The organism is Ensifer sp. MJa1, assembly GCF_037026475.1.
GTDB lineage: Bacteria > Pseudomonadota > Alphaproteobacteria > Rhizobiales > Rhizobiaceae > Ensifer.
The window spans coordinates 503191-517127 of sequence record NZ_JAKUMO010000001.1; the positions used below are offsets into that span (position 1 = coordinate 503191).

A 13937-nucleotide genomic window follows, 5' to 3' on the forward strand; every position below is an offset into this window, starting at 1 on the left:
TCAGGTCTCCTTGACAAGTTGCTTGGTGCGAACGTCGGGGCGGCCAGGCAAATGCCGGCATGGCACCCCGGTTGCTCAACTGTTTCCACTGCGGTGTCGGGAAATTTCGGCGGACATGCGCGTGCCCAGCGTGTCATACGCAAGCATCGGCGTGTCGGCGAACCGCGCTTCGACGCGGAGCCAACTTCACGGCAACCGCCGTTACGAAGTGTGGTATTCCCCTGCCTGTCTCATTGGACAGTCGAGCGACTTTGCTCACGGGTCAGTACAAAATTGTGGCAAAACCCGTAAAAAATTAGGGCAAGGCTTGCAAAATGACGAAATCACTGATCGATCGCTGCTGATTCGCTGTTCGGACCGGTCGAAATGACGGGGTAAGCGGTCTCTTCGACAACCCATCCGCGTGAATGCGGGCATTATACTTGCCTATTGGCAGGGCGACGGAGCATCGTCTCGACACGATTCGTGCTTTCGAGGTTTTCCATGCCGTTCACCGTCAATCCGTCCTATCTCTGGCCGATCCTGCTGTTGTTGATCTCCAACGTCTTCATGACATTCGCCTGGTACGGGCATCTCAAATACACCTCGTCGCCGCTCTACATGGCGATCGTCGCGAGCTGGGGCATTGCCTTCTTCGAATATTGCCTGGCGGTGCCGGCCAACCGCATCGGCCACCAGGTCTATTCCGCCGCCCAACTGAAGACGATGCAGGAAGTCATCACGTTGCTGGTCTTTGCCGCCTTCTCGGTCTTCTGGCTGAAGGAGTCGATCGGCTGGAACCATCTGGTCGGCTTCGCGCTGATCGCCGCGGGCGCCTCATTCATCTTCAAGGGGTGACGCATAGTTTGCGCGGTTGTCACGCCTGAAAGGCCACAACGAAAAAGGCAGGGCGCGAAACCCTGCCTTTTTCATGCGTAGCGGTTTTGTGGCGTAGTGCTAGACCACCGAGGCCACCGCGGCCACAGCCGGCGCGAGATGCGGCCAGACTTCGATGGCGCCGCGATAGATCATGTCGAGCGAGACATAGAGGATGATCGCCAGGCCGATATAGGCGATCCAGTGATAACGGTTGAGCAGCCGGGCGATGAAGCCGGCGGCAATACCCATCATGGCAATCGAAAGCGCGAGGCCGATAACCAGGATCGTCGGATGTTCGCGGGCGGCGCCGGCGACGGCGAGCACGTTGTCGAGCGACATCGAGATGTCGGCAACGACGATCTGGATGGCCGCCTGCATGAAGGTCTTCTGGGGCGCGTTGCTGGCAGCTCCACCTTCGCCTGCGGCATGCGCTGCCTGCTGCTGGCGAATTTCGCGCCACATCTTCCAGCAGACCCACAGCAGCAGAATGCCGCCGGCCAGCAGCAGGCCGATGATTTCCAGCAGCTGGACCGTCACGCTCGCGAGCGCAATACGCAGCACGGTCGCTGCGATGATGCCGACGAGAATGACCTTCTTGCGCTGCGCGGTCGGCAAGCCCGCTGCGGCAAGGCCGATGACGACGGCATTGTCGCCGGCGAGAACGAGGTCGATGACGATGACTTGTAGAAGCGCCGCCAGACCGGCGGCGGTGAAGATTTCCATGATGCGACAGTCCCCCGACCTGCATGATGAGAGAATAAAATATGACTAACGGATAAAGCACTGCCTAGCCCCGGGATCAAGAGGCGAGGCGCATCGTTGGCGCCAGCATCCGCTCGAGGCGGAGCGACCGGCTGAATTTGCCTCAGTCCAAGAGGTCGAATGCCCGGTACATCCAGATCAACTGGTAGAGAACGGCGGCGACCACAAATGCCGCGTGGAAAGGGCGGTTTGCGGTCCAGGCAGCGGTTAAGCACAGCAGGATATAGGCCGCATTGCGGACGGGATATTCGAGGCCGTAGGAGGCGAAATACTGTTTGCCCTTGAGCGCGGTGTCGACCAGGTCGACGGCAAAGGCCAGCGCCAGGAAGGCGAAGAACCAGGCGCGGCGCGACATGAAATAGTGTTCGTAGTCGCTGTAGTCCTCGAGCGTGGTTGGAAACAGGAGCACGCAGAGGAAGAAGAAGACGCAGCAATAGAGGATGACGAACAGGTAGACGCTGACATCGATCACGGTCAGCGCGTGCAGGTGGTACTCCCACCACCAGAAATGCACGAGGAAGACGAACATGAACAGGACCCAGCCGAGGTGGATCCAGTAGACCCGCGTCTTGCCAGGGTGCTGCACGAAGATCGCCAGTCCGGTGAGAAGCCGGGCAAGGCTCAGGCTGACGATCATGCCCATGACGGTCCGGATATGTGGAAAGATTTCCGGATTGTTCGGAATCTGGTCCACAGCCGCCGCTCCTATTCTTCCGCCGGCACCGGCTTCGGCTTGCCGTTTTCGTCGAGCGCGACCATGACGAAGATCGCGTCCGTCACCTTTTCCATGAGATGCGAGAGGTAACGTTGTGCCCAGGCCTCGACCTTGAGCGTCATCGAGGTGCGGCCGACCTTGACGACGTCGGTATAGATGCAGAGCGTATCGCCGATCTTGACCGGCAGCGCGAAGGCCATTTCCTTGACGGCCGCCGTCACCACGCGGCCGCGGGCGCGCTCGGCGGCACGAATGCCGCAGGAAAGATCCATCTGCGCCATTACCCAGCCGCCGAAGATGTCGCCAGCCGCATTGGCATCGCCAGGCATGGCGAGCGTGCGCAGGGTGAGTTCGCCGGTCGGTCTGGTCTGTTGCGTCATGCTGCCTGTCCCTCGTGTTGTTTCAAAAGATGTAACCCGAGCGCTGTTCACGAGGGAAGGGTGCCGCAGCACAATAACGTGCACGCGGGCGCGAAACGCTGCCGCCTTTTCTTTCCGAAGGGTTAATTGAGGAATGTGAAATTTAGGGATCGGTTGTTAGGGGCTTTGCAAAGACCTCACTCTATCCTGCAGGCTCTTGAGGTGCCGCCATCCGTATCGGCGGCGCCGAGCTTTCGGGGGTGGCGCAGGCAGGTGCGCCGGAGGCAGGGGACTGGGGATGAAGAAATTCAGGATTTCGGCGCGGCTTTACGCGCTGGTGGCATTTGCGCTTCTGACCATGGCGGCGGCGCTGACTTTTGGTCTGTTCCAGGCGCAGGACAAGCTCGTCGCTGAGCGCAAGGCGATGCTCTCGGCCATGAACGAGAATGCGATCACGGTGTTCGACGCCTACCAGAAGCAGGAGGCGTCGGGTGCGCTTTCGCGCGAAGAGGCGCAGAAGCGCGCCCTCGAGGCGATCAAGGCAATGCGCTACCAGGGCAGCGGTTACTTCTGGGTCAACGACATGCATCCGACCATGGTGATGCATCCGATCAAGCCCGAGCTGGACGGCAAGGACCTCACCGAAAACAAGGACCCTAACGGCAAGCATCTCTTCGTCGAGTTCGTGAAGACCGTTGAAAAGAGCGGTCAGGGTTTCGTCGACTACTACTGGCCGAAGCCGGGCGCTGATGCGCCGGTGCTGAAATACTCGCATGTCGCCGGCTTCAAGCCCTGGGGCTGGGTGGTTGGCACCGGCGTCTACGCCGACGATCTGGCAGCCATGTTCCGCGAGCGCGCTCTTCAGGTCGCCGGTATCCTGGTCGCCGCAGCCCTCGCCATCCTGCTGGCGGCGCTTGCAATCGTGCGCAGCGTCGTCAAGCCGGTCGAGAAGCTCAAGGCCTCGATGCGGGCAATTGCCGACGAGGATCTTTCGTCGGAGGTGCCGGAAACCGATCGTGGCGACGAGATCGGCCAGATGGCCAAGGTGCTGGTGGTGCTGCGCGATTCCGTACGCGAGCGGCTGGAGCTGCGCTCGCGCGAAGCCGACCAGCAGGTGCGGCTTGATTCCGAACGACGCGGCAACGAGCAGCGCCAGCGCGCAACGGCCGAAGCGCAGGCCGATGCGATGGAAACGGTTGGTGCGGCACTCGAGCTTCTGGCAAGCGGCGACCTTACGGCCGAGATCGGCCATATCGCGCCGGAATACGGCAAGCTGAAACAGGACTTCAACATCGCCGTCGCCGCCCTTCGCGACGTCATCGGGTCGATTTCGCACTCGACCGAGATCGTTACGGCGAGCGCCGGCGACATTTCGGAAGCGGCCAACAATCTTTCGCGCCGCACGGAGCAGCAGGCAGCCGCCCTTGAAGAGACGGCAGCAGCGCTCGACGAGATCACTTCGACGGTGCGTCATGCGTCCGATCGGGCGAACGAAGCCCGCGAGATGGTCAACGAGACCAAGGCGAGCGCCGCCAAGTCCGGCGGCATCGTGCGCAATGCCGTCGATGCCATGGGCCGGATCGAGACCTCCTCCGGCCGCATCGGCCAGATCATCGGGGTGATCGACGAAATCGCCTTCCAGACAAACCTCCTGGCGCTCAATGCCGGCGTCGAGGCGGCGCGTGCGGGTGAGGCGGGGCGTGGCTTCGCCGTCGTCGCCCAGGAGGTCCGCGAGTTGGCGCAGCGCTCGGCCGGTGCCGCCAAGGAAATCAAGGAACTGATCAGCGCCTCGGTGCGCGAGGTCGGTGCCGGCGTCGAGCTCGTGCGCTCGACCGGCGAAGCGCTGTCGGAGATCGAGGCGCTGGTCAACCGGGTCAACGAGCAGGTGGCGTCGATCGCGACCGCCGCACGCGAACAGGCAACCGGGCTGCAGGAGGTCAACACCGCTGTCAACAGCATGGACCAGATGACCCAGCAGAACGCAGCGATGGTCGAGGAAACCACGGCGGCCAGCCAGACGCTCGCGGCAGAAAGCCGCGAACTGAAGTCGCTGCTGACGAAGTTCCGGCTGCAGGCTTCCGCTTCGCACAAGGCTTACGGCCGCGCCGCCTGAGCCGTGTGACCGATCACCGAAAGAGACCCGCGCAGCCTGCTGCGCGGGTCTTTTCGTCAAAGAGGATAGCGATCGCAACCCTGTCGCAATGTTCGGTTCCGATGCGTGTGCATCTGCCCCGGTTTGCAGGTGACGACGAGAAGCTCCGACTTGACCTGATCGACCCCGCGGATAGATACGCGAGAAGCGGGTGGTGTTTGGCGGGGCGTTGCTCCGGTTGCCGACCGTTGCATCTTAGAGGGACATCCATGGCACTTCTCAAACGCCTTCTCACTCGGCCGGCCGCCGCGCTGATGCTGGCGCTCGGCTTTCTTTCCTCCTGTACCGTCGTTGTCGATGAGCCACGGCCAGGGCCGGGCCCCATCCGCCCGCCGGTCTGCACGATGGAATATGCGCCGGCGTGCGGCGAGCGCGGCAGTCGCATGCGCACCTTCTCGAACGCCTGCACGGCGCGCGCCGACGGCTTCCGCGTCATCCATCGTGGCGAGTGCCGTCCGGACTACCGTCCGCCCGATCGCGAACCGCAGGCCTGCACGATGGAATACAATCCGGTCTGCGGTCAGCGCGGCCGCCGGCAGCAGACCTTCCCCAATGCCTGCCAGGCACGCGCCGAGGGCTTCCAGGTGATCGGTCGCGGCGAATGCCGTCGTGACGACGACCGGCCCGCGGAAGGGCAGTTCTGCAGCCGCGAATACGCGCCGGTCTGCGGTCAGCGCGGTGGTCGCCTGCAAACCTTCCCGAACTCCTGCGAGACTGGCGGCGCCGGTTTCAGGGTGGTTCATCGCGGCGAATGCCGCTGATCGTCAGCGGCGACGACATTGAAGATCAGGGCCCGTGTCTGAGTGGATGCGGGCCCTTTTTTTAATGTCTGAGGCGCAGCCCATGGTAGCGCGCCACCCCCGATCGCGGGTGCCGGGCGCAAGGCTTCTTTTACCGTATTTGAATAAAATGCCCGACAGATCAGGTCTTTCTGCCGCCGTGCCCGGATTTGCGACACAGGCGAAAGGCAGCAATCGAAAGGACTGCAGCGGCCATGACGCGTCATTGACGCGGGCGCTGAAGGGGTGCGGGGCGATCATGGTGGTCTGGCTGGCCGCCCGAAGGAAGGCGCAGTTCGGTATGGCGTATGTTTCTCGTCTCCATCGTCCACTCACGGCACTCGTATTATCGTTCTCGCTTGTCGCCTGCTCGACCGACGACGCGCTGTCGCCGCCCAGCCGTATCGATGGCGGCGTGCGGGTCGGTGCGATCGGGCCTGTCCCGGTCGATGCCGTGCCGGCAGAGGAGGTCGCCGCCTATCCCGCCGCCGCATCTGCTTCGACGTTCAATGGCAATCCGGAGCATGCCGTGGCGGTCGACCCACGCCAGCAAACACGCAGATCGCTGCCGATGCTCGACAGCGACGAGGCGATCAGTTCCGGCGTGCAGCAGTCAAGCAACAGTTCGACGGCGATTCCGAACGAAGGCGTCAACATGGATGCGATGCTCGGCGTCGAGCAGCCTGTGGTGGGGCTGGCGGAAGAGCAGAGCAGCGAGATAGCCGAGGGCAATGCCAGCCAGCCGGTGGTCGGCGGGATTGGCGAGGAGAATGTGCGCCAGCTCGGCAGCGCATCGGCAACCGCGCCGGCAGACGAAGCAAGCCTCGGCTACGACCCGGACCTGCCGCCGCTGTCGCCGGATCAGATGGCCGCTGAAGAGGCGCAGCGTGCGCGGGCTGTTGATCAACAGCGCGCCTTGCAACGGCAACAGCAGCCACAACAGGTTGCCATGTTGCCGCGGGTCCGCAATCCGATGTCGACGCCGGAATACACGGGCGAGATGCCCCGCTCGGAAATTGCCTGCCGTCAGCGTCTGAAGAAACTTGGCGTCGAATTCCGCGACATTCCACGCATCAGCAACGGGCCGTCCTGCGGGATCGACTATCCGATCGAGCTCAGCGGCCTGTCGGGCAACATCGACGTGCGGCCGGCGGTCAAGCTCAACTGCGAGGTCACCGAAGCTTTCGCCAAGTGGGTCAAGTACGAGCTCGCCCCGTCGTCACGCTATCGTTACTGGTCGGGCGTCAAGACGATCAAGCCGCTCGGCGGCTATTCCTGCCGGACGATGAATTCGCGCCGCGGCAATCCGATGTCGGAACATGCGCACGGCAACGCCATCGACGTCGGCAAGTTCGTGCTGAAGAACGGCAAGGAAATCGACGTGCGCAAGAAGGGCTTCTTCGCGTTCCGCGAGAAGGGCCTGTTGAAGGCGGTGCGCTCCGACAGCTGCAAATATTTCAATACCGTGCTCGGGCCGGGAAGCGATCCGTTCCACAAGGATCATTTTCATTTCGACCTCAGGTCGCGCAAGACCGGCTACCGCCATTGCGACTAGCCGCGTTGAGGCGCGGCACGACGTAAGGTCGCAAACACTTAAAAAAAGAGGCCGGCGGGGAGGCCGGCCCAACAACCGGAGCAAAAGGGGGAGGCTCCGGCTTGCAAATCACGAACGCAAATCAAGCGGGCGATATAGCGTCGCGCGGTGCAAGGTGCTCGATGAGCATCACCGTTTCGTGACACGGAACGGTATCCGTGGGGAAAATTGTGAAATATTTCGCCGGGTTGGCGCGCGCCGCTAAGCCATCCAGATCAAGGGGTGCTGCGTCCGCGTGCGCGTCAGCGTCATTGCGCAGGCCCGCGTCATCGTCGCAGCTGTCTCCGCTTTATTCCTTACTATACTACAAGTTTTGTGGGCCCGATGATCCATCCGGTCGGTTGCCCCAAATTTGGTGTTTTTCCGTTTATCGGGATCCTGTGTAACTTTCTGAAATGTCTATATGATTTTATCAGGCGCCGACAATGGCGCGGCCCGGGGACTGGTAACATCATTTTGTTTCGTCTGGTTTTATTATAAGTAATACGATAATATATTATTTTGTATAACAATCTTGGATAGTGACCTGGATCGATCACAGCAATACCTGGGGCTCAACCCACTCCTTGGCAACGACAGGAGGAAGGCATGGGAACTATTATGCAATTTCCGGGGGTGCGCACCGAGATGGCAGTGCACGCCACCGAGGTCTCGAAGATCCTGAGGACGCTCGCAAACCGCAATCGGTTGCTGATTGTCAGCGCACTGATCGAAGGCGAGCATTCCGTAGCGGCGCTGGAGGAAATGCTGAGCATCCGGCAGCCGACGCTTTCCCAGCAATTGACGGTCCTGCGTGACGCCGGCATTGTCTCTACTCGTCGTCAGGCCAAGCAGGTTTTCTATCGGCTCAGCCACGACAAGGTGGCGCGTCTGGTCGGCGCGCTCTATCAGATCTTCTGTCGGGATGGTTCGAAAGCATGAGTGAATACGGGAATGCGCTGGCGGGCGGGCTGCTGATCGGCCTCTCGGCGGCGATCCTGATGGTGGCGAACGGCCGCGTTGCCGGGATCAGCGGTATCGCCGGGCGCCTCCTGCAGGGTGTGCAGGTCTCGTCCGGGGCATTGTTCGTCCTCGGATTGATGGCCGGACCGGTGATGTATCGCCTGATGTTCGATGCCTGGCCCTCGGTGACGATAACCTCGTCCTGGCCGTTGCTTCTGGCCGGCGGCCTGCTTGTCGGTTTCGGATCGCGCATGGGGTCGGGCTGCACCAGCGGGCATGGCGTCGTCGGGCTTGCCAGGCTATCGCGCCGCTCGATCGCAGCGGTCGCGACCTTCATGGCCGCCGCGATCGTCACGGTCTTTGCCGCGGGTTTCTTCCGATGAACAGCAACGTCCTGCGCCTTGCAGCGTCCCTGGTCGCCGGCGTGATATTCGGTTTCGGCCTTTCGCTGTCCGGCATGCTCGATCCGAAGCGCGTTCGGGCCTTCCTCGACATTACCGGTGACTGGAACCCGAGCCTTGCCTTTGTGCTCGGCGGCGCGGTCTTCGTGTCGGCACTTGGTGTGCTGTTGACGCGCCGTCTCCAGCATCCCCTGTTCGATACGGCCTTTCATCTGCCCGACAACCGGGTCATCGATCGTCGGCTGATCGTCGGTTCGGCAATCTTCGGTACCGGCTGGGGGCTGGTCGGGCTGTGTCCCGGTCCGGCGCTTGCCTCGCTTTCGCTCGGCCTGCCGGCGACGATGCTATTCGTCGCTGCCATGATCGCCGGCATGTTGGTCCATGACCGGCTGTTTGCGCGCGGGGCGCCGGTGCGAGAGGCTGCCAAGGCGGGAACGGATGGGCGGCTGTCGCATCCGCATTGACGCAGTGTCATCTTGTTTTTTCATTCCAGCAGGCTGCAAATCGGAACGAATTGTCCCATATAGGGCGGGACCTCACGACTCCGCCCCCGCTTCCGGATCCCTTTCATGGCGCCCATCGTATCCGTTTCCAACCTGTCGAAGACCTATGCCTCCGGCTTCCAGGCGCTGAAGGGCGTCAGCCTCGATATCGAGGAGGGCGAGATCCTGGCGCTGCTCGGGCCGAACGGCGCCGGCAAGACGACCCTGATCTCGATCATCTGCGGCATTGTCAATCCAAGTGACGGAACCGTCAAAGTCGGCGGGCATGACGTGGTTCGCGATTTCCGCGAGACGCGTGCGATGATCGGGCTGGTGCCGCAGGAATTGACGACCGACGCCTTTGAAACCGTGTGGAACACTGTCTCCTTTTCGCGCGGGCTGCACGGCAAGAAGCCCAATCCTGCCCATATCGAGAAGGTGCTGAAGGACCTGTCGCTGTGGGACAAGAAGGACAACATGCTGCGCGAGCTCTCGGGCGGCATGAAGCGGCGTGTGCTGATCGCCAAGGCGCTGTCGCACGAGCCGCGCGTGCTTTTCCTTGACGAGCCGACGGCGGGTGTCGACGTCAACCTGCGCAAGAGCATGTGGGACGTGGTCGAGCGGCTCAGGGCTTCGGGGGTGACGATCATTCTGACGACGCATTATATCGAAGAAGCCGAAGAGATTGCCGACCGTATCGGCGTCATCAATGGTGGCGAGATCCTGCTGGTCGAAGACAAAGCAGCGCTGATGTCGAAGCTCGGCCGCAAGCAGTTGCGCGTCGATCTTGCCCATCCCCTGGACGGCGTACCCGACGTGCTGTCGAGCTACAACCTGACGCTGGAAGGCGATGGCCACTGCCTGATTTACGATTACGACACCAGCGCGGAGCGAACCGGGATTACCACTCTTCTGGCAGCGCTCGCCGAGGCCGGCATCCGGCTCAAGGACATTTCCACGCGACAGAGTTCGCTGGAGGACATCTTCGTCGAAATCGTGGGGGCAGGGCGATGAACATCGAAGCGATCAAGTCGATCTATTTCTTCGAGATGGCGCGCACCCGCCGCACGCTGCTGCAGAGCGTCGTCTCGCCCGTCATCTCCACGTCGCTCTATTTCATCGTCTTTGGCGCGGCGATCGGCGGCCGCATCCAGGAGATTGACGGCGTTTCCTACGGCGCCTTCATCACGCCGGGCCTGATGATGCTGACGCTGTTGACGCAATGCATCGGCAACGGCTCCTTCGGCATCTACTTCCCGAAGTTCACCGGCACGATCTATGAAGTGCTGTCTTCGCCGGTGTCGATGGTCGAGATCGTGCTCGGCTATGTCGGGGCGGCGGCGACCAAGGGGCTGATGATCGGCACGATCATCCTTTTGACCGCATCGCTGTTCGTCGACCTGACGATCGCCCATCCCTTCGTGATGATCTTCTTCTTCGTGCTGACGGCGATTTCCTTCAGCCTGTTCGGCTTCATCATCGGCATCTGGGCCAAGGATTTCGAGCAGTTGAACCTGATCCCGATGCTGGTGATCCCGCCGCTCGTCTTTCTCGGCGGCAGCTTCTATTCCATCAAGATGCTGCCACCCTTCTGGCAGGCGGTCAGCCACTTCAACCCGGTGCTCTATCTGATCAGCGGTTTCCGCTGGAGCTTCTTTGAGGTATCCGACGTCAACCCGGTCATCAGCGCGGTCATCATCCTCGCCTTCCTGACGATTTGCATGTCGGTGCTGGCCTGGATCTTCCGCACCGGCTATCGCCTGAGAAACTGACCGCTGTCGATACGGCGACTTTCTATCGGCGCATCAGTCGCGCAGGCGCAGCTCGTCGGTGCGCATCTGCAGCATTTCCAGCGTCGACAGGAAGCTCATGCCGAGCAGGCTCTGGTCGAGCCGGCCCTTTTCGGCGACTGTCGCGCCGATGTTGCGCCGGGTGATCGGGCCGACTGAGATTTCCTGCAGCATCACCGGTGCGGCCTGCGCCCGGCCATTGGCGGTCATGACCGTGACGATGTAGTTGAGATTGGCCGGGTCGAGGCCGATCTTTTCCGCATCCTCGTAGGTAAGCGCGATGCTGCTGGCGCCGGTATCGACCAGCATGCTGATCTCCTGACCGTCGATCGTGGCCGCCGTTTCGAAATGGCCGTTCAACATCTTCTGCAGCACCACTTCCTGCTGGCCCTCGCTGTCGGTGATGACGGTCGCGCGGCCGGGGACAAGACCGGCGAGCAGGCGGTTGCCGAAGCCCTGCAGTTCGAAGCGGTAGACATAGGCCGAGACGAGCGCAAGCACGACGAACAGCCAGATGGCGACCTGGCGCAGACCCTCGCCGAAGCGGCGGCGGCTTTGCAGAATACCGGCGCCGATCAGCGTGGCGATTGCGCCGAGCGACACCAATTGCCCGAAGTCATCGTTGGCCAGGCCCATGGTGCGGCCGGCATCGTGGTTGACAATCAAGAGGATGAGGCCGATCGCCAGGATCGAGAGCAGGATGGCGAGGCGGGTCATGCTTGGTCGCGTTCCCTCGCCATACGGCTACGGCGTGTTTCGCGCCGGGGTTTGCGCTCGACCGTCTCCAGTCGCGCCGGCAAGGTGATCATGATCGCGCGGCGTTCGGCGTCGCTATAGAGCGTCCAGCGCCCGATTTCGTCGCGCGTGCGCCCGCAACCGAAGCAGAAGCCGGTCTTGTCGTCGATCGAACAGACGAGAATGCAGGGAGATTCCATGGTGCCGCTCTGTTTTCCCTTGATATATCGATGTTTCAAACCGCCAGTGCAAGGGCACCGAGAACGACGATTTCCGTCAATTGCTGTGTTGCGCCGATCGTGTCGCCGGTGTGGCCACCGATCTTGCGCGCCGCAAGCCGGTCGAAACCCTTGATAACGACAAACCAGGCGAAAAGCGTCGCGACCAAGCCGAGGGGCGGGACCTTGGCGAAATAGAAGAGCAGCATCGCGGCGAGAAGCCCGAAGGCGAGGGCGAGGCGTGTGGCACCCGGCTGCGGCTCGCCGGCCGCTGCAGCAACACCGCCGCTTCGCGCCGGTGGCAGGTGCGCCCAGTGCCAGACCATCGCCGCGCGGCTGAGCGCCGCGGCGCCGAGAATGACCATGCCTGCGCCAAGCGGCGTGAAAAGCGGAAGGATGGAGGCAAGTGCGGAGACGCGCAGACCGAAGGAAAGAATGAGGGCAACGGCGCCGTAGGTGCCAATGCGGCTATCCTTCATGATGGTGAGTGCTGCTTCACGGTCGCGCCCGCCGCCAAAACCGTCAGCCGTGTCGCCCAGTCCGTCCTCGTGCAATGCGCCGGTGACAAGCGCCTGGATGGTGACGACGACGAACGCGGAAAAGAGCGAGCTTGCCTGAAGCGCCATCAGAGCGGCCGCGATCGCCGCGGATGGCAAGGCGATCAGCAGGCCGGCAAGCGGGAAGGCGCGCACCGTGCGGCTGAGGCGCCCATCGTAGCCGACGAAGTGACGGTCGGGCATGGGGATGCGGCTGAGAAACCCGATCGACCGGGCCACGTCGTCACAGAACTCGCCAACGAAGCTCATGGTTCCTCCACAGGTACAGGCCGCACTCCAGCCGCCGGCCAAACTTGCCGACCTTTGCGAGTCTCGCAAGCCGGGGCGGAAAGAGCCTGCAAATCCGCACAGCTTTTCCTTCCCCGGGGTCTGGAGCTTGATGGATGAAAGCGCCAGTCCGGCAGCCGATCGGCGACGTGGATTGGCGCAATTGTCGTTGCCCGAATTTTCGCCGGCCTCTATGAGGGGCTTAGTTAGAGCTTCACGATGATGCAAGGATTCCCTCCATGAGTGCCAGCGGCCTGCCGTTTGATGATTTTCGCGAACTGTTGCGCAACCTGCCGGGCCCGGACGCGGCAGCACTGGTTGCCGCGCGCGAGCGGGATGCGCAGTTGACGAAGCCGCCGGGTGCGCTTGGACGCCTCGAAGAGATCGCCTTCTGGCTCGCCGCCTGGACCGGCAAGGCACCGGCGGTCAACCGGCCGCTGGTGGCGATCTTTGCCGGCAATCACGGCGTTACCCGCCAGGGTGTCACCCCGTTTCCGTCGTCGGTGACGGCGCAGATGGTCGAGAACTTTGCCGCTGGCGGCGCTGCGATCAACCAGATCTGCGTCAACCATGATCTCGGACTGAAGGTCTTCGACCTGGCCCTCGAGTACCCGACCGGCGACATCACCGAAGAGGCGGCACTGTCTGAGCGCGATTGCGCTGCGACCATGGCCTTCGGCATGGAAGCGGTCGCTGGCGGCACGGATCTCCTGTGCATCGGCGAGATGGGGATCGGCAACACGACGATTGCCGCAGCGATCAACCTTGGCCTTTACGGCGGGACGGCCGAAGAATGGGTCGGACCCGGCACTGGCGCGGAAGGCGAGGTGCTGAAGCGCAAGATCGCGGCGGTTGAAAAGGCCGTGGCGCTGCATCGCGACCATCTTTCCGATCCGCTCGAACTGATGCGCCGCCTCGGCGGCCGCGAGATCGCGGCGATGGCTGGCGCCATTCTGGCGGCCCGCGTGCAGAAGGTGCCTGTCATCATCGACGGTTACGTGGCAACGGCGGCAGCTGCCATTCTCAAGGCGGCAAACCCGGCCGCCCTCGATCACTGCCTGATCGGCCATGTCTCGGCTGAGCCTGGACATATCCGCGCCATCGAGAAGCTGGGCAAGACGCCGCTGCTGGCGCTCGGCATGCGGCTTGGCGAAGGCACAGGCGCAGCCCTTGCGGCCGGCATCGTCAAGGCGGCTGCGGCCTGCCACAGCGGCATGGCGACCTTCGCCCAGGCCGGTGTCAGCAACAAGCAGTGATCAAGAAATGGCCGGGCTTCGGGGGAAGGCCGGCCAGTTGCTGTCGATTGCCTGTCGCGCGCATCATACT

At 62.5% G+C, this 13937-nt stretch carries 16 protein-coding genes; 10 read left to right on the forward strand and 6 right to left on the reverse strand.

Going from position 1 to position 13937, the window contains the following annotated elements; genetic code table 11:
* Positions 1-483 precede the first annotated feature (483 nt).
* Positions 484-837 carry a DMT family protein gene (locus MKZ91_RS02575; protein ID WP_336167644.1) on the forward strand — a complete coding sequence of 118 codons (354 nt, stop codon included), beginning with the start codon at positions 484-486 and terminating at the stop codon, positions 835-837.
* A 99-nt stretch (positions 838-936) separates the two neighbouring features.
* Here MKZ91_RS02575 and MKZ91_RS02580 read toward each other — a convergent pair whose 3' ends face one another.
* The 3 genes from MKZ91_RS02580 to MKZ91_RS02590 form a co-directional block, all read right to left on the reverse strand.
* Complete coding sequence (locus MKZ91_RS02580) at positions 937-1581, reverse strand: TerC family protein (protein WP_336167645.1); 645 nt, start codon at positions 1579-1581, stop codon at positions 937-939.
* Between the two features lie 142 nt (positions 1582-1723).
* The gene (locus MKZ91_RS02585; RefSeq protein ID WP_442892185.1) at positions 1724-2257 is read right to left on the reverse strand and encodes a hypothetical protein; all 534 of its coding nucleotides are present in this window, start codon (positions 2255-2257) and stop codon (positions 1724-1726) included.
* A 68-nt stretch (positions 2258-2325) separates the two neighbouring features.
* Entirely contained in the window at positions 2326-2715 is a 390-nt protein-coding gene (locus MKZ91_RS02590; protein WP_336167649.1) for an acyl-CoA thioesterase, read from the reverse strand.
* Positions 2716-2992: 277 nt separating this feature from the next.
* Between MKZ91_RS02590 and MKZ91_RS02595 the strand changes: the two genes are divergently transcribed.
* The 8 genes from MKZ91_RS02595 to MKZ91_RS02630 all read left to right on the forward strand — a co-directional run bounded on the left by MKZ91_RS02595 (position 2993) and on the right by MKZ91_RS02630 (position 10816).
* The gene (locus MKZ91_RS02595) at positions 2993-4807 is read left to right on the forward strand and encodes a methyl-accepting chemotaxis protein (RefSeq protein WP_336167651.1); all 1815 of its coding nucleotides are present in this window, start codon (positions 2993-2995) and stop codon (positions 4805-4807) included.
* 248 nt (positions 4808-5055) lie between these two features.
* The gene (locus MKZ91_RS02600; RefSeq protein WP_336167653.1) at positions 5056-5607 is read left to right on the forward strand and encodes a Kazal-type serine protease inhibitor family protein; all 552 of its coding nucleotides are present in this window, start codon (positions 5056-5058) and stop codon (positions 5605-5607) included.
* Positions 5608-5926: 319 nt separating this feature from the next.
* Positions 5927-7180, forward strand: a complete 1254-nt coding sequence (locus tag MKZ91_RS02605) for an extensin-like domain-containing protein (protein WP_336167772.1) — start codon at positions 5927-5929, stop codon at positions 7178-7180.
* Positions 7181-7807: 627 nt separating this feature from the next.
* Positions 7808-8140 (forward strand): metalloregulator ArsR/SmtB family transcription factor, encoded by a 333-nt coding sequence (locus MKZ91_RS02610; RefSeq protein ID WP_336167655.1) that lies wholly within the window; start codon positions 7808-7810, stop codon positions 8138-8140.
* Positions 8137-8544 carry a YeeE/YedE family protein gene (locus tag MKZ91_RS02615; RefSeq protein ID WP_336167657.1) on the forward strand — a complete coding sequence of 136 codons (408 nt, stop codon included), beginning with the start codon at positions 8137-8139 and terminating at the stop codon, positions 8542-8544. Before MKZ91_RS02610 ends, MKZ91_RS02615 begins: the two co-directional genes overlap by 4 nt.
* A complete protein-coding gene (locus MKZ91_RS02620; protein WP_336167659.1) occupies positions 8541-9026 on the forward strand; it encodes a YeeE/YedE family protein in 486 nt (161 codons plus the stop codon). Before MKZ91_RS02615 ends, MKZ91_RS02620 begins: the two co-directional genes overlap by 4 nt.
* Before the next feature lie 105 nt (positions 9027-9131).
* Positions 9132-10058, forward strand: coding sequence for an ABC transporter ATP-binding protein (locus MKZ91_RS02625; RefSeq protein WP_336167661.1), 927 nt, complete (start codon positions 9132-9134; stop codon positions 10056-10058).
* Positions 10055-10816, forward strand: coding sequence for an ABC transporter permease (locus tag MKZ91_RS02630; protein WP_336167663.1), 762 nt, complete (start codon positions 10055-10057; stop codon positions 10814-10816). Before MKZ91_RS02625 ends, MKZ91_RS02630 begins: the two co-directional genes overlap by 4 nt.
* A gap of 33 nt (positions 10817-10849) precedes the next feature.
* On the opposite strand, the gene MKZ91_RS02635 is transcribed toward MKZ91_RS02630, so the two are convergent.
* Genes MKZ91_RS02635 through MKZ91_RS02645 form a run of 3 tightly spaced genes read right to left on the reverse strand, consistent with a single transcriptional unit; the run spans position 10850 to position 12593 of the window.
* Complete coding sequence (locus tag MKZ91_RS02635) at positions 10850-11551, reverse strand: retropepsin-like aspartic protease family protein (protein ID WP_336167665.1); 702 nt, start codon at positions 11549-11551, stop codon at positions 10850-10852.
* Positions 11548-11769 carry a DUF1289 domain-containing protein gene (locus tag MKZ91_RS02640; RefSeq protein ID WP_336167667.1) on the reverse strand — a complete coding sequence of 74 codons (222 nt, stop codon included), beginning with the start codon at positions 11767-11769 and terminating at the stop codon, positions 11548-11550. The genes MKZ91_RS02635 and MKZ91_RS02640 overlap by 4 nt, the downstream gene beginning before the upstream one ends.
* A 35-nt stretch (positions 11770-11804) precedes the next feature.
* Positions 11805-12593 carry an adenosylcobinamide-GDP ribazoletransferase gene (locus MKZ91_RS02645; protein WP_336167670.1) on the reverse strand — a complete coding sequence of 263 codons (789 nt, stop codon included), beginning with the start codon at positions 12591-12593 and terminating at the stop codon, positions 11805-11807.
* 257 nt (positions 12594-12850) lie between these two features.
* On the opposite strand from MKZ91_RS02645, the gene cobT reads away from it, so the two are divergent.
* Positions 12851-13867 (forward strand): nicotinate-nucleotide--dimethylbenzimidazole phosphoribosyltransferase, encoded by a 1017-nt coding sequence (gene cobT, locus MKZ91_RS02650; RefSeq protein ID WP_336167672.1) that lies wholly within the window; start codon positions 12851-12853, stop codon positions 13865-13867.
* Positions 13868-13937 lie beyond the last annotated feature (70 nt).